The sequence below is a fragment of the Gallibacterium genomosp. 3 genome (assembly GCF_001678475.1).
Lineage (GTDB): Bacteria > Pseudomonadota > Gammaproteobacteria > Enterobacterales > Pasteurellaceae > Gallibacterium > Gallibacterium faecale.
Window position 1 is genome coordinate 20,840 of the sequence record NZ_JTJR01000002.1, and the last position, 22,407, is coordinate 43,246.

Consider the following 22,407-nt stretch of genomic DNA (forward strand, 5'->3'; position numbering starts at 1 on the left):
TAAACTGTATTCCCCAATCTATCTAACTAGGAAAAATTTATGGATACTAAAAATTTAGAAGCTCGGTTAGAAAAGTTAGAACAGCAAATACAAAAACGCATTGATCGCCAAAATTTATTTGCCACCATTATTTCTCACCAACTAGAACAACTATCACTTAATACTCATCTTTTAATCTCGCTCTTGCCGCCGTCGGTCGATCTAGAGCCTCTTTCACAATTTTATCTAAAGCAGATTGAAGATTATCAACAGTTAAAACAGCAGCTCTCACCTGATGACGACACTGGCAGGGATTACCTAAATACACTGATAACCGATTTACAACAAATACATTGTCAACTGACCGAGAAAAATTGACTTTCGTGTTTAACGCCTTACTTGTAGGGCGTTTTCTAATTTTTGCCATTTACGCCACCTTTCCTTTATAAACTTGATTTAATTGTGTCCCAATCAACATCAGGACGGAGATCTCTTGCGGTTACTTCGCCGTTAGTTGCTTGGATAATTCCTGGAATATATTCAATAGAGATTTTTGCTTTTCCTGCAGTCCATTTGCTAACAGCTTGTGATGTAACACCACAAATTTCAGCTAGTTTTGTTTTACTTCCACAAATAAACACTGCCTTTTCGATATTAAGTTTCATATCTCACACCTAAAGATTAACTAAAGTTTCATATAATATAAAACTAAGGTTTTATATAGTCAACTTTTTTTTGACTTGTAGAATGAAACTTTAGTTATATAATTCAAAAAATAGAGGAGATTATTTATGCAAAGTTTGGCAGAACGTTTAGAAAAAGAGCTAAATAGACAAGGTATATCTATGTATGCGCTTGCCAAAATGATTAATGTTAGTCAACCTGCGATTGCGAAAATTGTAAAAGGGGAGACCAGAGATCCTAAGAACATAGTAGAAATAGCCAATGCACTAAATGTTAACCCTCACTGGTTAAAAACAGGCGAAGGAAGTCGAGAAATAACAACAGCGATCTCGCCTATTACATCATTGGTTAGTAATAACGAAGATGAAGAGCATACCTACCAAATTGACCGCCTAGACGTACAAGCTGCAGCAGCAATCAATGGCATTACTAATCAAGATTATCCAGATATTATTCAGTCAATTTATTTTTCGAAACAAGGTTTGATTGAAATTGTTGGCAAAAAATCTACTGACAATGTTTATCTAATTACGGTGCCAACTGACAGCATGGCACCAACCATTAATAAAGGTGATTTAGTCTTTGTAGATACCAAAATTGATTATTATGACACTGAAGGAATTTATATTTTTTCGCTTAATGGTGATTTATATATTAAGCGTTTAATGCGATTACCTACCAATGTTTATAAAGCGATTTCCGACAATAAACTTTATCCAGAATTTGATATATCTGATGAGTTGTTTAATACCGCGAAAATTGTCGGAAAATTTATTCGAGTTTTACCCATTAATGCAAAGGAGCTTTAAAATGAAAAAGTTAGTTTTAATTATCAGTAGTCTATTAGTTTTGTCTGCCAATATTACCAATTTACAAGCTAAAGAGTGGTACGAGGAAAAAGGAACATTACATCAATCTACTATGAAAGAATGGTGTAAAGCTAGTGATAAAAATAAGTTAGCTACTGCTGGGGATTTTGTTTCTAAAGGTTATATTGATAAGCTTTTTAAGCCTGAAATAATACAAGCTATCCAAGAGAATAAAATGGACGGTATTAAGTTTATGGCTGGTGAAATTGTGACAGCTTTAGATACAGCAGCTTGCGAGGGTAAAAAAGCAACTAAGGCAATGTCAACAACTAAAGTGAATGATTTAGTAGGAATGTCAATGCTTTTAATGAACTGGGTAGGTAAAGAATAAAAGGCAGGTGAAAATATGAAAAAATTACTTCTTATTATCAGTGTATTATTATTAACGCAATCTGCATTAGCCGCAAAACAAGAATATAGCTGCGACGACGGCAAACGTTATTGCAAAGAAATGCGATCATGTGAAGAAGCGAAGTTTTACCTTAACCAATGCGGAGTAGGGCGTTTAGATCGCGATAAAGACGGCGTACCGTGTGAGAGTATTTGTAGGTAGATATATGATTTATTTGAGTAATGGTGATTTATGAGAAAAAAGATATGGGATTCCATTTTGGATAGGACAGATTTTATAGTTATTGTTTTCTTTAGTTTTACTATATTTTCTATATTGAAATTTGTTATATATATAGGTTTAATACCTTACGATGAGGGTGTAATAACTCACATAGTAGCTAGTATTCTAGGTATTTTGGTAGCTGTGATTGTTGAATTGATTAAATCTTTAAAAAGAGAGAAGGTGCATTTAATTTTGCAAATTGTTATATTATTGATTAGTGTAGCAATTATTTATCGCATTTCTACTGGATTTATATTTAGGTTTGAAATAAATTTAGTGTTTTATATAGTATTTAATCTAATTTTTTCCTGTTATTGGGAAGAGCTTAATGTTTCTGAAAAATTACGCTTATGTATTGGTAAGCTTATTGATAAAATACGATTAAATCCTTATTTTATTGGAATTTTAATATTAGCTATTATTATAATAGAACTATTTTTCTTATTATATAAAATATAGTTGTGATGTTAAACGTTATTGCAAAGAAATGCGATCATGTGAAGAAGCGAAGTTTTACCTTAATCAGTGCGGCGTTGGGCGTTTAGATCGCGATAAAGACGGCGTACCGTGTGAGAGTATTTGTCGTTAATGAAATTAGACGAAAAAGGATAGGATCTTGAGTAAGAATCTTTTAGACTAAATTAGATTAGTTACTAACATAATTAGAATTACTTGCCAGTCAGAATAAGTAAATTATTAGAAAATAGAGTGTTAATTATGGAAAAAAAAGATAGATCGGCATTAGAACAGTTTAAATATTCAGTAAGAGTTACTGCGAATTGTAAAAATAATGCTGCAAGCAGGTTAGAAAAATTTAAGAATATATCATTTGCGATAATCATAATGACATCTTTAGGGCTAATTTTTATTCCTATTTGGTTTTTAGCTTTTCCAACACAAAATCATTTATATAAAACTATAATTGATATATCTCAAATATTTTTAGCGATTGTTATATTAGTCTTTTCTATACAAATATCTAATTCATCTTATGATGTAAAGATTAATAATTTAAGAGCATGCGGCTCTAATCTAAGAAGCCTAAGTAAAAAGCTAAGAATATTAGAAGAAGAATTATTAGATAATAAAGATGATAAAGATAAATACAAAAAAATTAGAGAGTTCTTAGAGTTATATGGGAATATATTAAAAGATGCTGAACCTCATCAAGAAATTGATTTTCTAGTGACCGAATGTGAAAAAGATTCATTCTGGAAAAGGATAGAAAAAGGGTATTACTTCAAAAAATATTTAAGTTTACACTATATATATATATATTTAACATTGACAGTAGCATTCTTTGAACTGTTTCTTATATTGGATATATTGGGGCTAGTTATAACGTTTGGGAATATCAAATAAATATTTCTGCAAAAATACTTGGTATTTATTTTTTGATGAATCAGGCATAAGTGGGAACCCTTTTTATACATTTGAAATATTATTGGATTAAGGAAGATAATTTACTTCGTTTTGAACATAAAAATAACAGAGCTACGCCAAAAATATTATTGTGGTGATAAAATCAAATGGCAAACAGCAAAATTTAAACATTATTACAAAGAAATTAGTCGTGTGAAGAAGCGAAATTTTACCTTAACCAGTGCGGAGTAGGGCGTTTAGATCGTGATAAAGACGGCGTACCGTGTGAGAGTATTTGTAGATAATAGATAACAAAAAAGAGAGCATTTAGCTCTCTTTTTGTTTATGCTTATTCAGCATTGATACATTAATCATTTTTTGGATTTAACTCAAACTCCACATTACTTGTATAACCGCTATCGTTTAAATTATGTGTAACTTGAGTAACAATCCATTTACTACTATCAATTTGTCCCTTAAAGCCAGCCAAAACGGCTGGCATTTCTGGGATTAATTCAGGTCTGCCGTAAGCAAGCGTTAGCGAAAAACTAGCAACGCCTCGCTTCATTTTATCATATGCGGCTTTTGCTCCAGTAATTGCCGCTGCTTCTGTTTTATAAACATGACGTACTGTTTTCATTTGATTGGCGTCCGTTTCTACTGGCTGATGTTGAACTAATACATTTTTTTTATTTTTACTGACTTTACCTGTTTTTGTTATAGCATTTTTTCGCTGTATTTCTGAATTTGCATCAATAACAACATCGCCTTTTTTGCCGTTATCTGGATCATAGTAATAAGCACGCACTGCACTATAATTATCCCCCTCGGCAATATTAAAACGATAACTATCGCCTGATTGTTTTGTAATCAAGATTGAGGGCAACGGCTTACCGTTAGCGGTTTTCATTTCGCCAGCGTAAAAGAACATTAGATAACCGTTTTTCACCGTGGCGATAGCGTCATATTCTTTCGCAAGTCGCGTGAGTAAATTAATCGTACTTTCATTTTGCTGATCTAAGTGTTCGATAGTTTGCTCGCCAAGTTCCTTATCGCAAAGCGGTTTTAGCTTGTTCTCCGTGGCAAGTTGTGCCACTAAATCTTTAATTTTCACTTTGTGAAATGAGCGTTCTTGTTTAGTGGTGAGTGATCCGAATAAGTCTGCAGATCTAGCTCGCAAAACGAGCGTGTCAGGTGGACCGCTAAACTCAATCTCGTCAACTTTATAACTACCTTTATCGACTAAGCCAGTATCTTTGAAGCCAATCGCTAAATTAATGGTCGCACCACGGCTGGGTAATACTAGCTCACTATCGTGATCGCTTAATGTAATATCAAGTTGATCAGCCTCAAAGCCACGGTTATCGGTAAGCGTGAGCGAGATTAATCGCTCGCTAACAATATGCGTAATATCTTTTTGTGTTTTATCATCTTTTGACGCAACAACAACTTTGAAAATGGGTTTGCGATGATTGCTATTAAAAAGATCACTGATAATATCAATCATAAGTAATCCATTACTTTTTGCACGAGCTTAACAGACAGTGGATCATCTGTACGCTTTAATGTCATACTAAAATCAATTAAACGCGGTGCGCCATCCCCGAATAACTCTGTCCGTTCTTCACTAATTTTTTCAATCACAAAATAACCAATTAATTCAAATGTCGCGCCATCAATTAGCGGATAGGCATCACCTAAATCAGCCATTAATTCTAATAATTTAATACTTACTCGACCGCCCGTAACTTCGGGCGCTAAACGCCCGCTAATTGTGATAGTTTCGCTTTCTTTGCCAATAAATTGAGTTTTCGGCATTAAGCCAATAACGCTATTTGTTGAGTGTCGCCAAGATGATTCACGGCTTAAACTTTGGAAGGGGATTGTTCGCTGCATAAACACGAACAATCCAAGTGAAGCAAGTGCGAAATTCTGAAACATTGCTATAAATCTTCCGCCATTCTTTTGCAAACAATATAGAGATCATTAGGGGAGAATCGCCAGCTTTGATTAAATCCTAGTGCTGCAGCACAAAATTCTGAACAAAACCATTTATTAGCAGATTGTCGCCATTTCAAGACAACGCCAATCGCACCAAGCCAATCATAATCTTGCCCTTTCACTCCATTGTAAAAATAATCTAAATAACGTTTATCTAAATCAATCGGCACAAAATCCCATTTATCCAAATCTAGCGACATTCGCTTATAACGCACACCGCCGTCACGCACCGAAGCAGAGAAGCAATGATAATCGCCCTCTTTTGTGCGACAAACAATTTCGCAGTGCGAATACTTACCCTTCGTTGTTTTACGCGTTAACCAATCGCAAAACCTCGCCCAGATAGCGGATAAGGATTTTCCCGTTTTTTGCCCTTTGTAAAAAGCGATATAGATATTATTCTGCTGCATAATGATTCCCATTTAATGAATTATTTGCTAGATAAATAAAATAATTATTTTTCTATTCTGATTGACTACGTTCGATTGCTTTTTCACGCCATGACATTAATTCATCTAGGTACATATCGTTAAATGTTGATGGCTGCCAATGAAAGACCGTTGCAATATCGGCAATCGCGTCATCAACGGTTTTTGGCACTAAAATCACGCCGTTTCGAGTTGATCCGGCTTGATAAAAAAAGTGATAACGCTTGTCGCTAATTCTGTAAAATCAACAATATCAAGCGATTTAATTTCCATTTCTGTTAACGCTGGTGAGGTAACGCGAGGTAATAACTTCGTAATTGCGTCAACATCAACATTTAACACATCAACTAATTTCAATCCTTTTAGTGCAAATACGTTCGGCTTATTAATCACAATGTCTGTAATTGTGTTTTCGCCACGTTTAATTTTTGTTGTTAAAGTTACTGTTTTTTGATTATCTGTTTTTACTTTAGTCATTTTTTAATCCTTAAGTTGTAATTGAGAAAGGCCCCTTTGCGGGGCGTAGGGTGGTGTAAAAATTAGATTCCGATTGCTGCGCGGTGATCTGCTAACTTATCGTCGCCATCGACGATATAGATCATATTCAGCATATCGATTTCAACGACATCACGACTATTTTCAATGAGCTTGTAATAAGTTAATGATGCTTTAAAGGTTTGTTCCGTATCATCGCCAACCTTGCTATTTCCGGGGTCGATTTCAGTAAAACGACCGCGCATTACAATTTCAATCGGCGTTACCTCGCCGCTATCATCCTGCTGATATGCGCCAGTAAAACGTAATTGCACGTCTGAAATATTTTTACCAAATTGGCGGAATAACTCGATCATATAACCGCCCATCTTGATTTCTGCTTCTAGCTTTTCTAAGCCAAGGTCAACGTCAACTGCACCAATCATTCCGCCAGAACGATATTCTTCAGATTTAATTGCCAGTTTAGGTTGCGTAACTTCGGTAACTTGTCCTCGATAGTTATTACCATCAATAAACATATTCATATATTTTAGTTTTCTCGGCATTGCCATTTGTTACTCTCCTTATGAATTTACTCGACTAACAAAATCAACAAGATAAGAATCGGTAAAGCGTTGATTAAATTGCAACTGTTCTAGTGGCGGTACAGGTGTATAGTCATAATCAATAATTAACTTACCGTCCGCAAGATTTTCTTTCGAATTTAGATCTGCTGTAATCCACGCTTGACCGCCCATTAACATTCCTTTATTTGTTAGGTCACGCCATTTAGCATTGATTCCCTCGATAATATCTTTAACGAGTGTTACTGACATATCCTTATCCATTGCCCAGTCAAATGATTGTGCAATCGTATCTTTCAGTACTTGTGCAGTTCTGGTATAAACCTCAAACTTGAATTTCGGCTCGTCTGAACAAGTGCGTAAGCCCCAAAAGCGGAAACCATTGTAGTTAATGCAACAGGTAATGCCTTTTTCGTTTAGAAAATTAACGTCTGTTGAGCTGTCGTTAATATCAAAGTAAATTTCTTTTGTAACGCCAGACACGCCGTTAATCGCTTTATTGGAAATTGATGTATGCCAACCTTGTTCTTTGTCTAAATAAGCACGCACTGCCGCTGCTCGCACGACCGCATAATCGACTTCGTTTTTCAACGTAATTGGATTAAAAGAAATAAAATCACCAAAAATTAACATCACTTCACGCTGTGCGAAGTTTTTGCGATACGTGATAACCTCTTCTTTTGTGTTACAGCCATAACAAGAGAGATAAGCAAATGCGTTCATTTTCGCTGCCAATGCAGCTAACTCGACAGCAACTTCTTTTGTATCGTGCTTCGGTACGCATAAAATACGCGGCTTAATTCCGTATTTAACTGATGCAGTGAGTAAGGCTTTCATACCCGTATAATTTCCCGTTGCGTCAGTTGTGCCGATAATATTCGCGTTCATTTCTGATTTGTACTCTTCTGCTTCTGTTGATTCATCGTGTGTCGATTCTGGCACACGCACAACAATCACTTTACAGTTAACAATATCAGCAATGCCATCTAATGATCTTGCTAGCGTGCCTTTTGTGCCAGCTTTGGCAATATAGGCTTGTGGGTTGGTGAGTAATACAGCTTTATTTAGCGGAAAAGTATCTTCGTCAGCATCTGATGCAGTAGCGACTAGCCCAATAATGGCTGTTGATACCATTTGAATTGAGCGGATACCCTCTGTAATTTCATTGACGCGGACACCGTGTAGATATTCTTCGGTCATAGTTGCCTCTGGTTTGTTTAACAATGATATGATTATTTTGATCGTTGATGATGCTATATGCCAATTAATCAAATTGTTAAATCAAATATCACAATGAACCGATAAAAAAGCGAGATAGTGAGTATCTCGCTGAAAAAGTTATAACGGTAGTCGTTATTGTTGTGTTTCTGCTAAAGAAGTCATTTTCGATGTAATATCAGTATAAATTGCCTGCATTTGTTCTAATGTTAAATCAGCTTGTTTAAGCTCATATTTACGCATTCTTAACGCCCCCAGTTGCGCTTGTAGAGTTCTTAACTGTTCAGCTTGTTTTAGAATCAGTTGCGTAGCTGTCTTACTATCTAGCTCTGCTGCTTGAGAAAAAGCAGTAATCCAGATACTCGCTTCACCTTCATAATTAGCTGCAGAAAATGCTTTAGCCGCTTTTTCTCTTTCTTCATATTCATTAATAAAGCGAGTCCATTTATCACTTATAGTTGATGCAATATCATCAATATTATTAATAAGTTCTTGACGCTTTTCTGTGAGTAATTGTGCTTGTTTTTCTTCACTAATAACCCATTCTGTTCCGTTCCATGTGTGATATTTGCTTGGAGAGTATGGAATTAAAATCGGGTTACCGTCTGCATCAGCTGCACGTTGTCCGTTGCCGTTAACAATTCGTTGAAAAGTATCTTCATCAACGACTTTCATTTGTGAAATATCAAGCTCGCGATAATTTGTTGCAAGTGAAATCGGATAAAAATTGAATGTTTTACTGTCAAAATAGTACATCGTATTGCTCCTTTTTTAGTAACCTACTGCAAAAAACATCGTATCATTACGCTGACTTACTACATCAAATCCGCTTCTATCCATTTTTTCACGACTTTGTACTGTGCTTGCATAACTCCAAACATTTGTAAATTCGGTTAGACCTATAAAGAAAACGCTGTGTGGAAATGTAATCGGAAAGCTCACACGTCGTTGTGTTGTATAATCCCACCCTGCCTTAAATTTCCCCCACTGTATAATGAGTCCGTTCGGCAATTTGCACCAACCTGATTCAGTAAATGTTTGAGTAAAGCTTTGACTGATATAATGTAAGACTCTCTGCTCAAAATCAGTAATTTGTTCTGCAGTATGTTCGTGAATGAAGTCTGCTTTATTATGTAAAGCCTGTGCTAATGTTGCTGCATCTAATTGTCCGGCATTGATAACTTCGCCATAAGCCTTAATCCAGTAATTGACAGTATTACTGCTCCCCGTTGCTTTAATACAAAGTTTAAATACGATAGATTTCGGGCGTGTTTCATCTCCACCCTCCGAAGTATGCTCCCCATAAAAATAGGCAAAATTATTATTTATTTCATTTGACCCGTAATTTCTTAATACATTAATTGGTCCCCGCCCATCGGTACGGTAATCAGGAGAACTCATTGCACCTTCGTACGTAAAATCAAATCTGAAGTTATCATCACCTATTCGGCTGCCATTTGGGAATCTGTGCTTATGCTTTTTAAATGCATCCTCTTGCGTTTGCCCGACTGTTAAGCCATTTCCCGCATTTCGAATAAATCTATCTTCAACTAGCGGCACATTATTAATAGCACCATATTTTGCAACTAATAGAGCATATAACTCTGGATAATGTTGTTGTGTTACGGTTGTGCGAATACTATCAAACGCAATCCAACCTTCAGGAATAGTATCTGTCGCAAAATAGGCTAATTGTCCAATATCATTATGGCGTAAATCAGGTAATTTATTTTTATTGCCTAACGTCCGATATAGGTCGGGATATGTCGCTTGATTAAATGTACTGCCGTCACACTTTAAGAATCCCACTGATTGAGTAATTTCTTTAGGAAAACCAACAATCGCTCCCACTGGCAACCCTTTTTTTCCTGCTGCTGTTGCTTTTGATGCTGCTTGATTAGCGGTTGTTTGCGCTGCTGTGGCTTGTGATACCGCTTGATTAGCGGTTGTTTGTGCTGCTGTGGCTTGTAATGCCGCTTGATTAGCTGTTGTTTGTGCTGCTGTTGCTTGTGATACTGCTTGATTAGCGGTTTTTTGCGCTGCTGTTGCTTGTGATGCTGCTTGATTAGCGGTTGTTTTCGCTGCTGTGACTTGTGATTCGACTTCAATAGCTTTGTCATACGCAGTTTTAACTGCGATTGCTGAAGCAGCAAGTTCGGGCGATGAATTGTCAACATCATTGGTTAATTTGGTAATTCCGTAGGTTGTGGTTGAGGCTTTATCAATCTCGTGGGTATGCCCATCACCTTCAATGACATTTCCAGTATTACCGGTAATTGTTTTTGGTGTTAGTTCTAGTCGAGTAGAATAAATGGTTGAGTTGTCGATTGTTAATTCAATGTTATCTGTAGCTTGAACTCTTAAGATAATACGGATTAATAAGGATTGACCACTACCGCTTGAAAGCATTGGTTTAAAAGTTTCTGGATAATTACCGACCGCAATTAGCTGATCCTGTTCGTTATAAACACCAATTTCACGAATATAAAAACCGCCGATTTCAGGGGGAATATTGAGTTCAACGACAACATTTTGATTATTATTTCTATCGGCATACACTGCAGTAACAGTGTTGCGATAAACTTCGTGTATTAGTGTTGTTTGCGTGCGAACTGGTACAACGATTGCGCCATTACCATCGCCGAGTGCGATTTTTTTAATTTTAACTGTATCTAAATCAGCAACTGCTCGTGCAACATCTAATTCACCTTGTGCAGTTAAAATAGAGTAATATTGTTTTGCCATAATTAGTCCTTAGGATAAATAGTGGTAATTGTGCCAGTCGTGATAGTGCTTGCTGTGTTTGTATCGCAGATGTTTGTTAATGTAATAATGAGCTGGCGTAGCGTGCGTGATACGGGTTTTGTGTTATCAATTAAGCGTAGTAATTCTTTATTTAGCTTTTCTGTTAATCCTGATGCAGGCACTTCAATCGATAATCTAAATGTTCCCGCTTGTGCCGAGGGGGTTTCTTCAAACCATTCGGTCAAATCGGTGACATAACCGAATGGCTCAATCGCACGCTTGATTGCTGAAATTGTTCCTTTGTATTTATGCGTTCTGAATGCGTTACGAATTACTTCGCGTTTCTTTTCTTGATTCCAATTTTCTTCCCAATAATCGACAGACAATGCCCACGCTAAGAAAGGGAGTAACGGTTCTGGGCATTTGTCTGCGTTCCACAAAATTGAATAGTCAACATTCAGATGTTCAGCCAATGCACAAATTTGAGCTGCCTTTTGTTCTAGCTGACTTGAGCCAACGGGTAATAGTGTTTTAGTCATCTGATTCTGCGACCTCTAGATTAATTGATTCACAGTAACCAGCTTGGTTATGTGCTAGCACAATGTTTTGTGTCGGTTGTGTTACTTCTACGCGTTGTACGCCTTCAACGTGTAGTGCCGCATGGATTGCAGAGATATTAATATCTTTACCCAGTCTTAATTGGCGACGAACAAATTCATTAATTCTTTTTAATGCTTCTGCTTTAATCGGTTCGGCTTCTGGACCTTTATATGTGTATAACGTTGCTTGGATTTGATAGGTTCTAATTTGTGCGGATTGTACTGTTACGCGGTCGGCAACAGGACGTACATTTTCATCATTTAATGCAGCGCGTACTTTATTTAAGAGATCTGCTTCTGCGGTTCCGTTGCCGTTATACGATAAAACGGAAACAGTCACATAACATGGCTGTGGCGAATAAACATCAACATCCGCAACACGTCCATCACTCGATAAAGCGTGATATTCATAGCTTGACTTTGCGCCAGCAGTACTAATCGAATCAAATGCTAATTGAGTGCGATAGCGTAATGCTTCATCACTTTCTAATATTTCAGGGATCGGTGGATTTGCAGTATTGTCTGCTTGTTGAATAACTAAACGTGCTACATTGTAATTAGCGGCGATAGCATCAAGATCTGCTCCAACTGCGTGAGCAAGAGAAACAGCTAATGCACCGTTATTAATACGTTGTCTAAGCAATAATTCTCGATAAGCATTTTCTTGTAGTAGCTTAACGATTGGCTCGCTTTCTAACTGCAATCGTTGTAACCAAAAATCTTTGTCTTCTTGCTTGTCGTATAATGCAATAAATGCTTGTTTCCTTGCTTCAAAAATCGCTTCAAAATTTAATGCTTCGACAAAATCAGGCTGGGGTATCTTGGATAAATCAATTAATGCACTCATAGCGTTAAGCCTATTTTTTGATAGTTGATGTTTTGTTGATTACGTTTAAGCACGCCACTTAGATCTGCTACAAATTTTTGATCTTGCAGATAGACTTTAAATGCTTTTATGTCGATACGCGGTTCCCATTGCTTTATTGCAATAATGCAAGCCGCAGATATTTGCAGCATTAGCGCTTGACTTAACGGACGATCAATAAGTTGATAGAGATAACTCCCGTATTCGCGTCGTTGAATTCTTGAGCCAACGGCCGTAATTAAAATATCGGTAACAGACTGTTTAATATGTGCTATTTCATCGGTGATTTGTGTGCCGTTACTTTTGTTCATTATTGCGGTTTCCCTGTTTCTCCACCGCTGTCACCTGGGTGAATGTGTTTAACTAGGCTAATTCCAGACGCAACGACATCACCGTCAACAGTGATATTGCCTTTGACGTGTACATTGCCAGTGCAGGTCACGTTTGGCGTGTCGGCGGTAATAGATTGGCTCGCTTGGATTAAAGCCGTGCTGATCCCTCGTGCGATCAAGGCGTGCGTTTGTTGGTTGTAGATAATGGTTGCACCGTCTGCAAATTGGATAACATGTTCATCAGAGCTATTGCTCGGTGATTGATTTTTTAAATAGATACCAGTAATAACCACGCCTGTATTAAGTTCGCCACTCGGCGCAAGCAATAAGCATTGTTCGCCGACGGTTGGCGGCGACCAAGTGACGGTTGTTCCTGCACGCAAGGTCAAAAATGGCAACCAGTCACTAATTATTTGTCCTGATTGCACTCTTGCTCTTGCTTGTTGATAATCCACGGCGTGGATAACGCCAATCTTGATCAAACTTTCAAGTCGGCGAATGATGTCTGCGATATTCATACCGCTATTATTGAGAGGATAAAGAGGGTAGGCGAGTTGATAAGATTGTGAGATTGGCTATCACAAATAGATATAAAAAAAGGAAAGTTTGTTCACTTTCCTTTTTGGTTTGATTAATTAAACGGTTTAATTTCAGCAAGTGCAATAGTAATTATTGAAAGGATAAAGATAGTAGGTAAGCAGTTTACTTTATGATGTAGTTTTATAAAGTGAGATTATTTTTTCGATTGATTGCCCAATTGAATAAAACTATCAATCCGCTTACGAATATCTTTCATTCGCTGTTGAATGAATTTTTCTTCTTTCGTTCCAAATAGTGTATCGTGATTAATCATAAATCGTACTGATACAGTGGTTTGCTCTGGATTATCTTCATCATTGAAGGTGAGTATAACAAGAGGATCGTTTTCGGTATAGGTCAACCTTGCGTGATAAAGCCCAATATAGTAAGGCGACGCACCATAAGATAGGCTACTATCTTTGGCACGACCAAATAAACGATCTTTATTTTCGACATAAATTTCAACGAATTTTTGTTGCTGCCATAAAGCAATCAACTCCACTAAATTTGTTGAGTGTAAGTCAATCTCTTGTTGGGTAAAGCCTAAAGCAAGGCTAATTTCGGTAAATAAATCATGGATTTCAACGAATTTAATATGTTTGCGTTCTAACATTTTTTTAGTTGTTGCTTTAAAATGAATTGAACATTGGATTTGATTTCTTGTTTATTATTGCCTTTGACTCTAGTGCCTTTAACAGTTTGAGTTCGATCAATAATTTCTCGAATAAAAATAGCATTTTTGTTCATCACTATCTTCTCCTCGTTCATTTTTTTGTCATACTATCATTTTTTTTATTTCACAACAACAAAAAGGGACATCCCCCTTTTTAATCTCGATCCCCTAAATAACCGCGACTTCTTACTTGTTGTTGTCGTTGTATAGACTCAATTTCTTTTCTTACCGCTGCCGCGATTGCTTCTGGATTGCCGTTTTGCACATTGATATTTATTGAGATATTCATTGGCGTAGATTGTACTTGTGTTTGTCGCTGTTGTTGCACGGCAATAGGCGGTCTATTGTCAACGCTAACAGGTTGAGCAAAAGCCACACTACTAGCTAATCCTGCAGCAACCATTCCTGCTTTGGCGGTTTTTGCTCTGTGTAGTGTTGATAAAAAGCCAGTGCCGAGGCGGGAAGTCGCTTCTTTATTAAATACAAACTCGCCACGATGTACAATACCCGCTGGATCGTATTTGCCGCCGCTACCAGTATAACCGCCTGTGGCTTTTTGTTGTGTTAATACCCCTCGCATAGCTTCATCTACTAATAGATTTGTACCACCATGGAATTGGTGTACTGCTTTTTGTAGCGATTCTTGCTCTGCTTTTTCTTTAATTTCATTAATCTTTGTTTCTGCCTCGGTAGAGAAGCCGAGTTTTTGTTTAATCCAATCGACTTTTTCTTTAATGTAATTAGTGACAGCCGTAAATTTATCTTCGATTCCTTTCTTTAAAGAAGTAATCATATCCTCGCCAAACTTTAAAAAATCACTTGGCAAATCGGAAAACCATTTTTTCACTTCATCAAATTTAACTTTTACCTGATCCCAGATCTCTTTGAACCATTTCGATAATGGCTCCCAGTTTTTGTAGATTAGATAAGCGATACCCACAAGTGCTGCAACTATGGCTATAACAGCAAGAATAATAGGATTCGTCATTGCAAATAAAGAAATCGCTCTAATTAATCCTAAGAATTTACCACCTAGTGAAAGCACTATTCCGCCAACTTTCAGAAATCCTAACCCCATTCTTGCTATTGGGTAGAGTATAAAACTCGATGCGATACTTACAGCACCAATTACTGTTGTGGCACTCGCTAAAATAGCAACCCATCTAATAATTTTCGAGGTGAGTTCTGGATTTGCTTTGATCCACTCATTCACTGTTCTTAGCCAACCCGTTGCGGTTTGTGTAAGTTCTCGCAGTGCTTTCGATTGCCCGTCAAAAATAGTAATACCTAATGCTTCACGAGCGGAATCAAGCCCTTTTAAATCGCCCATTAAATTGTCGGACATAATTTTAGCGACTTTTTCACCCGTATTTTTGCTTTTTTCCTTTATGTTATCTTTATATTCTTTTAGTGCTATATCAGATTGGCTTAATAACTCTAATGCAGCAGCAATCCCAATCTTCCCAAAAATATTTTCTACAATTTCAGCTCTTGCAGCATTACCCATTTTGGCGGTTTTTTTATTAATTTCTGCTAAAATTTCTGGTAATTGCCGCATATTACCTTTTTTATCCTTTTCCCTAATTCCTAATTTTTTGAGATGTTTATTACCGATTAAATTCAAGCCAATATTTTTTAATGCGGTTCCAGCTGAAGATCCTTTTATACCGACATTTCCCATTAATCCCACCATTGCTGCAGTAGATTCAAATGATTGTCCTAGTGCAGACATAATAGGACCGCCTTCTTTCATAGTTTCATATAGAGTTTCTATTGAGGTATTAGAAGTGGTAAAGGTATATGTTAATACATCGGCAACACGTTGCATTTCATTCGCAGGTATTTTAAAGCCAGAGGATATATCAGACATAATATCAGAAACTCTGGCTAGATCTGTCCCTGATGCCATAGAAACATTTAATACAGAAGAGATAGATGAGAGGATTTTTTCTGTATCAAAACCCGCCATAGCAAGATAACCTTGAGCTTCTGCAACTTGTGATGAAGTAAAGGCAGTGGTTGCTCCTAGATTGATTGCTTGATCTCTTAATGCTTTTATTTTTGCTGCATCTTCAGCATTGTTTTTGTCTAATCTGGTTAATGCCTGGACCTTTGAAAACGCTTGCTCAAACTCTACTGCAGGTTTCAGCATGGCAGCTCCAGCACCTAATACAGCACCGCCCATAACCATTGAGCGTTGTCCAAAATTAGCAAGACGTTCACTGCCATTTTTTAACATTGCTGCTCGTTGTTGATATTTCTGCTGTGCGGCTTTTGTTTTATTTAATCGTTCTAATGCTTTTTTCTGTTTGTCGATTTCTTTGGTTGCTTGGCTGATTTTGTTTTTTGTGATGAGTTCTTCTGTTCCTAATCTCTTAACATTGACTCCGCTTTCTTTCAGCTTTTGTTGTAAACGACGTAATTCTACTAATTGCAATGCTTTTTCATGACGACTGGCTTTTAATGCGGATTTTTCGGCATTAATGGCTTGTTTGCTAGCACTAAGGGCGTTTTTCTGTTTTTGTAACTCTTGTTCTAGTCGATTAATGGCTTGGTTGGCAAACATTGCTTGTGTGCTAAGTTTAACGTACTCACTACTATTGCCTAACCCACCTTTACTTAGTGCATTTTGTGCATCAAAGATTTGTTGTAATTCTCGCTTTTTATTTTTAATACTGACAATTAAGTTATCGCGACCGCTTTTGAGTTTTTCATGTTTTCCCTGTAAAGCGGTAATTTTGTCATTGTATTTCTGAATACTTTTTGTACTGTTATCAATATTTGCTTTAAGCCGCTGGAAGCCATTAATTTGTCCTTGAACTTTTTCTAATGATTTTAGGCTATCTTTGCTTTCTTTAAGTGCAGTTGCTAATTTCTGACTGGCTTTTTCTGCGCTTTTAAACGGTGCAGTAATTTTATCTACTGCACTCAACAAAATATTTAAATTGAGATTGCTCATAGTTTTACCCTGTTTTGGTTGACATCATTAATATCACTATCAATAATGTAATAAAACGATTAAGGAGAAATTGAATTATGTTTAGCATCTTATTAATTTTCTTCTGGATTCTTATAGTCATTTTTTGTGTCGTTTTTGTGCCACTTGGCCTTTTATTCGGTATTGTTTTAGGTACAAAAGATCAATATGAATTTGCTATAACACGTAAAGAGAAAGTACAAGCGTTATTAACCCCTTTAATGCTTGCCTCGCCTTTTATCTATTACAATTTTATTAATGACTCTTTATGGCAAGCAGCGTTATCTCTTTTGTTTATCCCTATCGTCACGGAAGCTATTTTTACCAATGCTAAAAGGTAATCATTATGGAGCTAATTTATTTTGTCCTTTTGCTTATCGGTGTTGGTTTTTCGCTAGCCTTTGCTTTTACTGCGACTTTTGCGATGATTGCAGCAGCAGTTTATTTATTGCCTCTCGTTGTTGCGATTGCGATTCCTTTATTTATTCTTGTCTGTATTCTGATTGGCATTGGATTTTTGGTTGGCTGGATTGGTGAAACAGCCACTTTTATTTTGTTATGTATTTGCGGCTTAATCTATTTTTTCAGCCGTAAAAAGCTTTAATTGTTCCAGCCTAATTCATGAATAATTAACTCTTCTACTAATGCTTTATCTTGTTCCGTAAATCCTAATAATTCACGCTTGGCGTATTGTGTTGAGATATTACGTTTCTCATTCACGACACCACGTTTACCCAGTTGATGCACGGCAGCAATATTTGCTGCAGATCCACTAAAGCCGACAGCAACTTGATTGGCCGTATTTTTTGCTTTTAAGTAACGTGCCATTTTTAATTTTACAAACATCTTTTGCCGTTTAATCCGCCCTTTCTTTTTTCTTAAGTTTTTGCGCGGAATAAAACTTGTGCCATCTGGATTTTGTTGATTAGTAATGCGTTGGCGTTGTGATTGTGCGATTTTCTGCCCGATATTTTTTGCGAGATGACGTCTAGCTTGCGGTGATAAATTAGCGATTAAAGCGCTTAATTTATTGGTTAATTCATCAACGTTATCCATGACGCTCACCGTCGGCCGAGGTAATAAATTCATCTTTGATATAGAACTCTAATCGCTCAAGCGTTTCGTTCGCTGCGATTGGCTCTGGTAGATAAGTGATTTCTGTTCCTTTGTCGGTTTGTTCGACTTTTACACGTTCGGTTAATTTGATTTTGAGTGATAAATCTTGTGTCGTCTGGTTAATTAAATCCGTTTCAAAGGCGATTGCATCTGGGCGTTTTGCTGGATTGTCAAATAGCTCATTTTGATTTTTGCGTAAGTAGGCGAGCAGTGGCACGATAATGATCGCCATATCCTTATCAAAATCGGTAATGATAATATTTAGGGTGTATTGATACTCATAGCTTAATGACGCTGCATTTGTGGCGATAATATGCCCATCATCGATAAATACTTGTAGCCTATCTGGATTATTGCGTAAATACGGATAGGCTTTTTCAATCACTTCTCTTAGTTGTGCTGGCTTTTTCATTTGCGATATTGCTTCTGTTGCTGTTCGTAAATAGTTTGACAGTCAATGCAACGTGTCACGCCCTGTAACTTTCTTCGATTTTCCGGTATTAGCTCATCACAATCTATACAATGCGTTAAACTTTGCCTTACTGTTTTTTGTTGTCGTTGTTGCAAGTTGTAGTCACGTTCTAATTGTGCTAATTCGTTCGCTCTGTCAATTTGATCCATCTTTATTCTCTATACAGTCAATTAATGCTTGTTTTTCAATTTTGCAGATTTCAATCGTATTTAATGTGTCTGTTAATGTTGTTACTAAATCGCCATTAGTTTTAATATTGACAATAGGTGTCTGACATTGATTGCTTTGTGGGCAAATCGGATGATTAGTTGTTGGCTTTTTCGGTGTTGAGCAGGCGGCTAATGTCATTAGGCACAGGCTGATCACGCCAGTTTTTATTGTTTTCATGTTGTAACACCTCGTTAATTTGCTGCTTTTGTTTCGTTGCTTGTTGCTGTTGTTGCTCTAGCAATCCCAATAGGCGTTGTTGTGATTGTTTAAATTGATCAATTTGTTGTGTTGTTTGTTGTAATTGTTGAGTAAGCTCTGTGATTGTTTGACGTTGCTGCTTTGTTTTATCGTAGAGCGTACTGCTTAATGTTGCTAACACTACACAAGCAAATAAAATAATGACCTTGATCACGATTGTTAGTTTAAGCATAATGCACGCTCCTTGTTTCGGCGCTGAATTAATCCGCTGGACTTTTTCCCAGCAATATAGACCCAACGGGCAAACTGATCGCACATTGCTGGCGTGTAGCCTTGGCGAGCCATTTTAAATAACGTTGAATTTTGTAGTTTTGTGCAGCCAACGTTAAACGTAATAGACGTTAAAGCGTCAAATGCACCTTGCGGCATTGCTTGTCCATTAGCGTAACGATTAACGCATTGTTCTGCGATTTTAATGTCATGTACCCAGCGTTTAGCAATTTCATCAAGCGTATAAGTTCGATTTTCGATTTTTTGCCCGCCAGCTTCCGTTGAGCCTATACCAACGGTTAGCACATCATTAGGACATTGGTAAGGCTGTTGCACACAGCCCTCCGCATTACCAATTAACTCTAAACCTTTTTGTGATGTTTTTATTTCATTGCCAAATTGGCTTAATACAATGGCTATAACTGCTGTTACGCTGCAATATTTAATGACTTTCTTCATCATGATGTTGTTTCTTTAGTTTTAATTCTTCGTTTTTGAAATACCAATTAACTAAAAATGTGGCGATACCAAGCCCAATCCCGATGAGTGACGCCCATTCATTGATTGACAATCCGCTCAAAAATGAGAGGACTGCACCCCAATACGCGTAAGTTGTTGAATCTTTCATATTTAGTCCCATAGATTCACGGATTGAATCGTTTTTCCTTGTTTAATTGTTTCCTCATCTGGCAAATTAACTTCTGTTCCCATTTCAATTATTGCGTTGTCTGTTAGATGTGGATTTAGTGTCAGTGTTGGTTCGAGCAACCCATCAACACGCCCAAAATATCGGTAAATAATGGCATCTAAGTTGTCATTTTGTATTGCAAACACTTTCATAGTAACGTGGCCGTGATTTTTGGTTTACCGAGTATTGCGCGAATTGCAAAGCGTGCATCTCGCCGTAAATCGCCGATACTTTCTTCTAACATCATCATGCGTTTTTCGCCGTCGTTAGTGAGATCGTAACTTGCATAACGTTCATACAGTGTTGCTACCGCTAAGCAATAAACGGCACGTAAGTAGTAATAGGTTTGTTGATTTTGGTTATCAATCATTACGCTTTTAATGTTTGCAAGTGTAGTAACGTTAGCTTCGAGTTGTTTAGCTTTAAATGCTTCTAGCTCCGTATTCACGTCTAGCACGGCGTGCAATGCGGCTTCTTTCAGGCGATCGTTTGGTACATTGCTATCAATTCGCATTGCGTTGCGTAATAGTGTTAGTTCAATGTTTGGATAAAATGGATCGTTATTGATGATGTCGTTTGCGGGTTGCGATTGCTCCACGCTTTTTTGTACCGTTGGCATAGCAAGATCATCATCTTGGTACATAGTAATCGTAAGATCTGCCATTTTGTTACTCCTTAAAAAACGGGGTGAGGATTACTTAATCACCTCGAAGAGGCTTTTTCATCCGCCCCGTGCGTTGCGTGGTCGCATTCTTGCTATTCGGTTTCTTCGGTTAAATTTAATTTTTTGCGCAAGGCTTTAATTTCACCTTTAACCCCGACATTTTGGTTAAGTGATAAAGCACGAGTTAAATTGATTAACGCTTGTTCTGGGTTACTTTCTTTTTGTTGCAATCCTAATTCTTTCAGTAATCGCGCACGGCTTTCGTCTGGCATATCGCTATTTTGAGTGATGTCATTAGCTTTTTGTAACAACCCCAGATCAAACGCTTTGTTTAAGGTCATTGCTTTATTGGCAGCGTCGGCAAATTCTTCGGCGATTGCGGTCGCTGTGGTGCGGTTAAATCCTTCTGGCAATGTGAGGTCGTGGAAAAGTGCATATTCACCAATCTTTAACGCTAATTCATATTCGCCACAATCCGTTGCCCAAATAAGCCACATCATTAACACATCATCTTGGCGACCAGTTCCTGCTTGCATGACGCCGTTAATCCAATCGAGATAGTCGGGCAAGATTTTGCGTTTGTATTCCGCCTTGGCTTCTTTTGATTGGATATTGCTTAAATCTTTTTTATGCCGTGCGAGCAAGTACAACATCTTGTCGTACTCGCTAAGGTGTGCCAGATCTTGTTGCTCGCCCTGCAACTGTGCAGCAATATGCTGCACATGGCGTTGAGCGGGTGATAATCTTTTCATTATGCTGCGTCCTCAAAAGTAATATTTTCGATCAATGCGGCACAATCGTAGTCTTCAATTTTGAAATCGATATTTTTGGAGATGTAATCTTCAATGCGATTGCGTTTTGGGTTGTTGATAATCGCACGGCGGAGTGATTGAGTTTGATAATAAACAGATAGATTATCTAAGCGAGTAATCAAAATCGCATTAGCGGGGAAGTATGGAACTCGAATTGCTTTCAAGCCGCCAATTTGTTTTTGTGACATAATGATTTGTCCTGCAAGCTCTTCGGTTGGCTCAGTAGTTTTGTTGACCATTTGGAAATATTTATCATTCAGGATTTCTCGGCCACAAATTGCAACTAATTCGGTATCATCGGCATACACTTCACTAATTAAATTGTTCGTTGCGTCTAATACAAGTGCATCAAGATTTTCATAACCTTTACCTGCGTTTGCCCCTGTTCCTTGTCCTTTACCGACTTTGATTTTATTTTCAGTGGTTGATCCATTCATCACGTGCGTTGGCATATCCTCACGGAGTTGTTGCAACCAACCTTTTTTAACATCTTGTAGCAGAGTATTGCTGTTCGGGTTTGAGGTTTCCGAACGGCTCGTGCCGTTTAATGCCATCATAATGATATTAAGTGCAATGGTGCGTTGGGTCTGATTGGCTAATTTTTGTTGAAAATCAGGGAATTTAGCCCATTGATCTAAGCGTTGGTAAGTGATGTGAGTGTCAAAATTGACTTGTTCGCAGAGATATTTGCGAGAGTCTAATTTTGCAATATCTTTTGTTTCACGATCTTTAGCATTGGTGTCGGTAGTGCTAGCGATAATATTCGCAACTGACAAGCCGATTAATTCTCCTGTCATTTCGTCAACATTGACGGAATTGACTTTTTGCAAAAATTCGGAACTTAACAGCACTTTTTCAAACAATTTTTGCTCCGGTGTTGGCTCAACAGAAAATCCCTCTGCGACATCTTTTTCAGTAATGCCGTTAAGTTGAGCAATACGAGCAACGTAAGCATTATATTGTTGTTTTGTAGTATTTTTCATTGTGCATTC

Annotated in this window: 37 protein-coding genes and 1 pseudogene; 10 read left to right on the plus strand and 28 right to left on the minus strand. The window is 37.3% G+C overall.

The window, feature by feature from the left end:
• Nucleotides 1-39 precede the first annotated feature (39 nt).
• A complete protein-coding gene (locus QV06_RS00540; RefSeq protein WP_039088910.1) occupies nt 40-357 on the plus strand; it encodes a hypothetical protein in 318 nt (105 codons plus the stop codon).
• 65 nt (nt 358-422) lie between these two features.
• Here QV06_RS00540 and QV06_RS00545 read toward each other — a convergent pair whose 3' ends face one another.
• Nucleotides 423-644, minus strand: a complete 222-nt coding sequence (locus tag QV06_RS00545) for a transcriptional regulator (RefSeq protein WP_065236470.1) — start codon at nt 642-644, stop codon at nt 423-425.
• Nucleotides 645-770: 126 nt separating this feature from the next.
• Here QV06_RS00545 and QV06_RS00550 point away from each other — a divergent pair, with 126 nt between their 5' ends.
• The 7 genes and pseudogenes from QV06_RS00550 to QV06_RS11870 all read left to right on the plus strand — a co-directional run bounded on the left by QV06_RS00550 (nt 771) and on the right by QV06_RS11870 (nt 3,815).
• The gene (locus QV06_RS00550) at nt 771-1,472 is read left to right on the plus strand and encodes an XRE family transcriptional regulator (RefSeq protein ID WP_065236471.1); all 702 of its coding nucleotides are present in this window, start codon (nt 771-773) and stop codon (nt 1,470-1,472) included.
• 1 nt (nt 1,473) lies between these two features.
• Nucleotides 1,474-1,863 carry a hypothetical protein gene (locus QV06_RS00555; RefSeq protein WP_065236472.1) on the plus strand — a complete coding sequence of 130 codons (390 nt, stop codon included), beginning with the start codon at nt 1,474-1,476 and terminating at the stop codon, nt 1,861-1,863.
• Nucleotides 1,864-1,878: 15 nt separating this feature from the next.
• Nucleotides 1,879-2,085 (plus strand): excalibur calcium-binding domain-containing protein, encoded by a 207-nt coding sequence (locus QV06_RS00560; protein WP_065236473.1) that lies wholly within the window; start codon nt 1,879-1,881, stop codon nt 2,083-2,085.
• A 30-nt stretch (nt 2,086-2,115) separates the two neighbouring features.
• Entirely contained in the window at nt 2,116-2,607 is a 492-nt protein-coding gene (locus QV06_RS00565; protein ID WP_065236474.1) for a hypothetical protein, read from the plus strand.
• Complete coding sequence (locus QV06_RS11380) at nt 2,597-2,737, plus strand: excalibur calcium-binding domain-containing protein (RefSeq protein ID WP_432416503.1); 141 nt, start codon at nt 2,597-2,599, stop codon at nt 2,735-2,737. Before QV06_RS00565 ends, QV06_RS11380 begins: the two co-directional genes overlap by 11 nt.
• 128 nt (nt 2,738-2,865) lie before the next feature.
• On the plus strand, nt 2,866-3,510 hold the full coding sequence (locus QV06_RS00570; protein WP_065236475.1) for an SLATT domain-containing protein: 645 nt from the start codon (nt 2,866-2,868) through the stop codon (nt 3,508-3,510).
• A gap of 162 nt (nt 3,511-3,672) precedes the next feature.
• Nucleotides 3,673-3,815, plus strand: a pseudogene (locus QV06_RS11870) (excalibur calcium-binding domain-containing protein).
• A gap of 62 nt (nt 3,816-3,877) precedes the next feature.
• Here the strand turns inward: QV06_RS11870 and QV06_RS00575 are convergent.
• The 16 genes from QV06_RS00575 to QV06_RS00645 all read right to left on the minus strand — a co-directional run bounded on the left by QV06_RS00575 (nt 3,878) and on the right by QV06_RS00645 (nt 16,967).
• Nucleotides 3,878-5,017 carry a phage late control D family protein gene (locus tag QV06_RS00575; protein ID WP_065236476.1) on the minus strand — a complete coding sequence of 380 codons (1,140 nt, stop codon included), beginning with the start codon at nt 5,015-5,017 and terminating at the stop codon, nt 3,878-3,880.
• Nucleotides 5,014-5,451 (minus strand): phage tail protein, encoded by a 438-nt coding sequence (locus tag QV06_RS00580; RefSeq protein ID WP_065236477.1) that lies wholly within the window; start codon nt 5,449-5,451, stop codon nt 5,014-5,016. Before QV06_RS00580 ends, QV06_RS00575 begins: the two co-directional genes overlap by 4 nt.
• A 2-nt stretch (nt 5,452-5,453) precedes the next feature.
• Nucleotides 5,454-5,921 (minus strand): hypothetical protein, encoded by a 468-nt coding sequence (locus QV06_RS00585; RefSeq protein WP_065236478.1) that lies wholly within the window; start codon nt 5,919-5,921, stop codon nt 5,454-5,456.
• Between the two features lie 52 nt (nt 5,922-5,973).
• Nucleotides 5,974-6,111: a GpE family phage tail protein gene (locus QV06_RS00590; protein ID WP_348536848.1), complete on the minus strand. Its 138-nt coding sequence runs from the start codon at nt 6,109-6,111 to the stop codon at nt 5,974-5,976.
• 5 nt (nt 6,112-6,116) lie between these two features.
• A complete protein-coding gene (locus tag QV06_RS00595; RefSeq protein ID WP_065236479.1) occupies nt 6,117-6,416 on the minus strand; it encodes a phage tail assembly protein in 300 nt (99 codons plus the stop codon).
• A gap of 62 nt (nt 6,417-6,478) precedes the next feature.
• Nucleotides 6,479-6,985 (minus strand): phage major tail tube protein, encoded by a 507-nt coding sequence (locus QV06_RS00600; protein ID WP_065236480.1) that lies wholly within the window; start codon nt 6,983-6,985, stop codon nt 6,479-6,481.
• Between the two features lie 12 nt (nt 6,986-6,997).
• Nucleotides 6,998-8,197 carry a phage tail sheath protein gene (locus QV06_RS00605; protein ID WP_065236481.1) on the minus strand — a complete coding sequence of 400 codons (1,200 nt, stop codon included), beginning with the start codon at nt 8,195-8,197 and terminating at the stop codon, nt 6,998-7,000.
• A 153-nt stretch (nt 8,198-8,350) separates the two neighbouring features.
• The gene (locus tag QV06_RS00610; RefSeq protein WP_065236482.1) at nt 8,351-8,971 is read right to left on the minus strand and encodes a hypothetical protein; all 621 of its coding nucleotides are present in this window, start codon (nt 8,969-8,971) and stop codon (nt 8,351-8,353) included.
• 15 nt (nt 8,972-8,986) lie between these two features.
• The gene (locus QV06_RS00615) at nt 8,987-10,960 is read right to left on the minus strand and encodes a phage tail protein (RefSeq protein ID WP_065236483.1); all 1,974 of its coding nucleotides are present in this window, start codon (nt 10,958-10,960) and stop codon (nt 8,987-8,989) included.
• A 2-nt stretch (nt 10,961-10,962) separates the two neighbouring features.
• The gene (locus tag QV06_RS00620; protein WP_065236484.1) at nt 10,963-11,499 is read right to left on the minus strand and encodes a phage tail protein I; all 537 of its coding nucleotides are present in this window, start codon (nt 11,497-11,499) and stop codon (nt 10,963-10,965) included.
• Nucleotides 11,492-12,406 carry a baseplate assembly protein gene (locus QV06_RS00625; protein ID WP_065236485.1) on the minus strand — a complete coding sequence of 305 codons (915 nt, stop codon included), beginning with the start codon at nt 12,404-12,406 and terminating at the stop codon, nt 11,492-11,494. Before QV06_RS00625 ends, QV06_RS00620 begins: the two co-directional genes overlap by 8 nt.
• A complete protein-coding gene (locus tag QV06_RS00630; RefSeq protein WP_065236486.1) occupies nt 12,403-12,735 on the minus strand; it encodes a GPW/gp25 family protein in 333 nt (110 codons plus the stop codon). Before QV06_RS00630 ends, QV06_RS00625 begins: the two co-directional genes overlap by 4 nt.
• Complete coding sequence (locus QV06_RS00635; RefSeq protein ID WP_065236487.1) at nt 12,735-13,274, minus strand: phage baseplate assembly protein V; 540 nt, start codon at nt 13,272-13,274, stop codon at nt 12,735-12,737. Before QV06_RS00635 ends, QV06_RS00630 begins: the two co-directional genes overlap by 1 nt.
• Nucleotides 13,275-13,489: 215 nt before the next feature.
• Nucleotides 13,490-13,948, minus strand: coding sequence for a hypothetical protein (locus QV06_RS00640; RefSeq protein WP_065236488.1), 459 nt, complete (start codon nt 13,946-13,948; stop codon nt 13,490-13,492).
• Complete coding sequence (locus QV06_RS11750) at nt 13,942-14,085, minus strand: hypothetical protein (RefSeq protein WP_167348592.1); 144 nt, start codon at nt 14,083-14,085, stop codon at nt 13,942-13,944. Before QV06_RS11750 ends, QV06_RS00640 begins: the two co-directional genes overlap by 7 nt.
• A 77-nt stretch (nt 14,086-14,162) precedes the next feature.
• Nucleotides 14,163-16,967, minus strand: a complete 2,805-nt coding sequence (locus QV06_RS00645) for a phage tail tape measure protein (RefSeq protein WP_082985000.1) — start codon at nt 16,965-16,967, stop codon at nt 14,163-14,165.
• Nucleotides 16,968-17,044: 77 nt separating this feature from the next.
• Here QV06_RS00645 and QV06_RS00650 point away from each other — a divergent pair, with 77 nt between their 5' ends.
• Nucleotides 17,045-17,326 (plus strand): hypothetical protein, encoded by a 282-nt coding sequence (locus QV06_RS00650; protein ID WP_065236489.1) that lies wholly within the window; start codon nt 17,045-17,047, stop codon nt 17,324-17,326.
• A gap of 5 nt (nt 17,327-17,331) precedes the next feature.
• Nucleotides 17,332-17,589: a hypothetical protein gene (locus QV06_RS00655; RefSeq protein ID WP_065236490.1), complete on the plus strand. Its 258-nt coding sequence runs from the start codon at nt 17,332-17,334 to the stop codon at nt 17,587-17,589.
• Here QV06_RS00655 and QV06_RS00660 read toward each other — a convergent pair.
• From QV06_RS00660 to QV06_RS00705, 11 genes are all read right to left on the minus strand, one after another.
• Nucleotides 17,586-18,041: a phage virion morphogenesis protein gene (locus tag QV06_RS00660; RefSeq protein ID WP_065236491.1), complete on the minus strand. Its 456-nt coding sequence runs from the start codon at nt 18,039-18,041 to the stop codon at nt 17,586-17,588. The two genes, QV06_RS00655 and QV06_RS00660, sit on opposite strands and share 4 nt — an antisense overlap.
• The gene (locus QV06_RS00665) at nt 18,034-18,513 is read right to left on the minus strand and encodes a phage tail protein (protein ID WP_065236492.1); all 480 of its coding nucleotides are present in this window, start codon (nt 18,511-18,513) and stop codon (nt 18,034-18,036) included. Before QV06_RS00665 ends, QV06_RS00660 begins: the two co-directional genes overlap by 8 nt.
• The gene (locus QV06_RS00670) at nt 18,510-18,722 is read right to left on the minus strand and encodes a TraR/DksA C4-type zinc finger protein (RefSeq protein ID WP_065236493.1); all 213 of its coding nucleotides are present in this window, start codon (nt 18,720-18,722) and stop codon (nt 18,510-18,512) included. Before QV06_RS00670 ends, QV06_RS00665 begins: the two co-directional genes overlap by 4 nt.
• A complete protein-coding gene (gene lysC, locus QV06_RS11635; protein ID WP_156541900.1) occupies nt 18,709-18,921 on the minus strand; it encodes an Rz1-like lysis system protein LysC in 213 nt (70 codons plus the stop codon). The genes QV06_RS00670 and lysC overlap by 14 nt, the downstream gene beginning before the upstream one ends.
• Nucleotides 18,878-19,213 carry a hypothetical protein gene (locus tag QV06_RS00675; protein ID WP_065236494.1) on the minus strand — a complete coding sequence of 112 codons (336 nt, stop codon included), beginning with the start codon at nt 19,211-19,213 and terminating at the stop codon, nt 18,878-18,880. Before QV06_RS00675 ends, lysC begins: the two co-directional genes overlap by 44 nt.
• Nucleotides 19,201-19,713, minus strand: coding sequence for a lysozyme (locus QV06_RS00680; protein ID WP_065236495.1), 513 nt, complete (start codon nt 19,711-19,713; stop codon nt 19,201-19,203). Before QV06_RS00680 ends, QV06_RS00675 begins: the two co-directional genes overlap by 13 nt.
• Nucleotides 19,694-19,879, minus strand: a complete 186-nt coding sequence (locus QV06_RS00685) for a phage holin (protein WP_167348593.1) — start codon at nt 19,877-19,879, stop codon at nt 19,694-19,696. Before QV06_RS00685 ends, QV06_RS00680 begins: the two co-directional genes overlap by 20 nt.
• Before the next feature lie 2 nt (nt 19,880-19,881).
• Nucleotides 19,882-20,091, minus strand: coding sequence for a tail protein X (locus tag QV06_RS00690; protein WP_065236497.1), 210 nt, complete (start codon nt 20,089-20,091; stop codon nt 19,882-19,884).
• Nucleotides 20,088-20,603, minus strand: coding sequence for a head completion/stabilization protein (locus QV06_RS00695; RefSeq protein ID WP_082985001.1), 516 nt, complete (start codon nt 20,601-20,603; stop codon nt 20,088-20,090). Before QV06_RS00695 ends, QV06_RS00690 begins: the two co-directional genes overlap by 4 nt.
• 92 nt (nt 20,604-20,695) lie before the next feature.
• Nucleotides 20,696-21,355, minus strand: coding sequence for a phage terminase small subunit (gene gpM, locus QV06_RS00700; protein ID WP_065236498.1), 660 nt, complete (start codon nt 21,353-21,355; stop codon nt 20,696-20,698).
• Complete coding sequence (locus tag QV06_RS00705) at nt 21,355-22,398, minus strand: phage major capsid protein, P2 family (protein ID WP_065236499.1); 1,044 nt, start codon at nt 22,396-22,398, stop codon at nt 21,355-21,357. Before QV06_RS00705 ends, gpM begins: the two co-directional genes overlap by 1 nt.
• Nucleotides 22,399-22,407 lie beyond the last annotated feature (9 nt).

Excerpts from the sequence above, each read along its gene's own strand:
- QV06_RS00540 (WP_039088910.1), top strand. The coding sequence starts at position 40 with ATGGATACTAAAAATTTAGAAGCTCGGTTAGAAAAGTTAGAACAGCAA.
- QV06_RS00545 (WP_065236470.1), bottom strand. The coding sequence starts at position 644 with ATGAAACTTAATATCGAAAAGGCAGTGTTTATTTGTGGAAGTAAAACA.
- QV06_RS00550 (WP_065236471.1), top strand. The coding sequence starts at position 771 with ATGCAAAGTTTGGCAGAACGTTTAGAAAAAGAGCTAAATAGACAAGGT.
- QV06_RS00555 (WP_065236472.1), top strand. The coding sequence starts at position 1,474 with ATGAAAAAGTTAGTTTTAATTATCAGTAGTCTATTAGTTTTGTCTGCC.
- QV06_RS00560 (WP_065236473.1), top strand. The coding sequence starts at position 1,879 with ATGAAAAAATTACTTCTTATTATCAGTGTATTATTATTAACGCAATCT.
- QV06_RS00565 (WP_065236474.1), top strand. The coding sequence starts at position 2,116 with ATGAGAAAAAAGATATGGGATTCCATTTTGGATAGGACAGATTTTATA.
- QV06_RS00570 (WP_065236475.1), top strand. The coding sequence starts at position 2,866 with ATGGAAAAAAAAGATAGATCGGCATTAGAACAGTTTAAATATTCAGTA.
- QV06_RS00575 (WP_065236476.1), bottom strand. The coding sequence starts at position 5,017 with ATGATTGATATTATCAGTGATCTTTTTAATAGCAATCATCGCAAACCC.
- QV06_RS00580 (WP_065236477.1), bottom strand. The coding sequence starts at position 5,451 with ATGTTTCAGAATTTCGCACTTGCTTCACTTGGATTGTTCGTGTTTATG.
- QV06_RS00585 (WP_065236478.1), bottom strand. The coding sequence starts at position 5,921 with ATGCAGCAGAATAATATCTATATCGCTTTTTACAAAGGGCAAAAAACG.
- QV06_RS00595 (WP_065236479.1), bottom strand. The coding sequence starts at position 6,416 with ATGACTAAAGTAAAAACAGATAATCAAAAAACAGTAACTTTAACAACA.
- QV06_RS00600 (WP_065236480.1), bottom strand. The coding sequence starts at position 6,985 with ATGGCAATGCCGAGAAAACTAAAATATATGAATATGTTTATTGATGGT.
- QV06_RS00605 (WP_065236481.1), bottom strand. The coding sequence starts at position 8,197 with ATGACCGAAGAATATCTACACGGTGTCCGCGTCAATGAAATTACAGAG.
- QV06_RS00610 (WP_065236482.1), bottom strand. The coding sequence starts at position 8,971 with ATGTACTATTTTGACAGTAAAACATTCAATTTTTATCCGATTTCACTT.
- QV06_RS00615 (WP_065236483.1), bottom strand. The coding sequence starts at position 10,960 with ATGGCAAAACAATATTACTCTATTTTAACTGCACAAGGTGAATTAGAT.
- QV06_RS00620 (WP_065236484.1), bottom strand. The coding sequence starts at position 11,499 with ATGACTAAAACACTATTACCCGTTGGCTCAAGTCAGCTAGAACAAAAG.
- QV06_RS00625 (WP_065236485.1), bottom strand. The coding sequence starts at position 12,406 with ATGAGTGCATTAATTGATTTATCCAAGATACCCCAGCCTGATTTTGTC.
- QV06_RS00630 (WP_065236486.1), bottom strand. The coding sequence starts at position 12,735 with ATGAACAAAAGTAACGGCACACAAATCACCGATGAAATAGCACATATT.
- QV06_RS00635 (WP_065236487.1), bottom strand. The coding sequence starts at position 13,274 with ATGAATATCGCAGACATCATTCGCCGACTTGAAAGTTTGATCAAGATT.
- QV06_RS00640 (WP_065236488.1), bottom strand. The coding sequence starts at position 13,948 with ATGTTAGAACGCAAACATATTAAATTCGTTGAAATCCATGATTTATTT.
- QV06_RS00645 (WP_082985000.1), bottom strand. The coding sequence starts at position 16,967 with ATGAGCAATCTCAATTTAAATATTTTGTTGAGTGCAGTAGATAAAATT.
- QV06_RS00650 (WP_065236489.1), top strand. The coding sequence starts at position 17,045 with ATGTTTAGCATCTTATTAATTTTCTTCTGGATTCTTATAGTCATTTTT.
- QV06_RS00655 (WP_065236490.1), top strand. The coding sequence starts at position 17,332 with ATGGAGCTAATTTATTTTGTCCTTTTGCTTATCGGTGTTGGTTTTTCG.
- QV06_RS00660 (WP_065236491.1), bottom strand. The coding sequence starts at position 18,041 with ATGGATAACGTTGATGAATTAACCAATAAATTAAGCGCTTTAATCGCT.
- QV06_RS00665 (WP_065236492.1), bottom strand. The coding sequence starts at position 18,513 with ATGAAAAAGCCAGCACAACTAAGAGAAGTGATTGAAAAAGCCTATCCG.
- QV06_RS00670 (WP_065236493.1), bottom strand. The coding sequence starts at position 18,722 with ATGGATCAAATTGACAGAGCGAACGAATTAGCACAATTAGAACGTGAC.
- lysC (WP_156541900.1), bottom strand. The coding sequence starts at position 18,921 with ATGACATTAGCCGCCTGCTCAACACCGAAAAAGCCAACAACTAATCAT.
- QV06_RS00675 (WP_065236494.1), bottom strand. The coding sequence starts at position 19,213 with ATGCTTAAACTAACAATCGTGATCAAGGTCATTATTTTATTTGCTTGT.
- QV06_RS00680 (WP_065236495.1), bottom strand. The coding sequence starts at position 19,713 with ATGATGAAGAAAGTCATTAAATATTGCAGCGTAACAGCAGTTATAGCC.
- QV06_RS00685 (WP_167348593.1), bottom strand. The coding sequence starts at position 19,879 with ATGAAAGATTCAACAACTTACGCGTATTGGGGTGCAGTCCTCTCATTT.
- QV06_RS00690 (WP_065236497.1), bottom strand. The coding sequence starts at position 20,091 with ATGAAAGTGTTTGCAATACAAAATGACAACTTAGATGCCATTATTTAC.
- QV06_RS00695 (WP_082985001.1), bottom strand. The coding sequence starts at position 20,603 with ATGGCAGATCTTACGATTACTATGTACCAAGATGATGATCTTGCTATG.
- gpM (WP_065236498.1), bottom strand. The coding sequence starts at position 21,355 with ATGAAAAGATTATCACCCGCTCAACGCCATGTGCAGCATATTGCTGCA.
- QV06_RS00705 (WP_065236499.1), bottom strand. The coding sequence starts at position 22,398 with ATGAAAAATACTACAAAACAACAATATAATGCTTACGTTGCTCGTATT.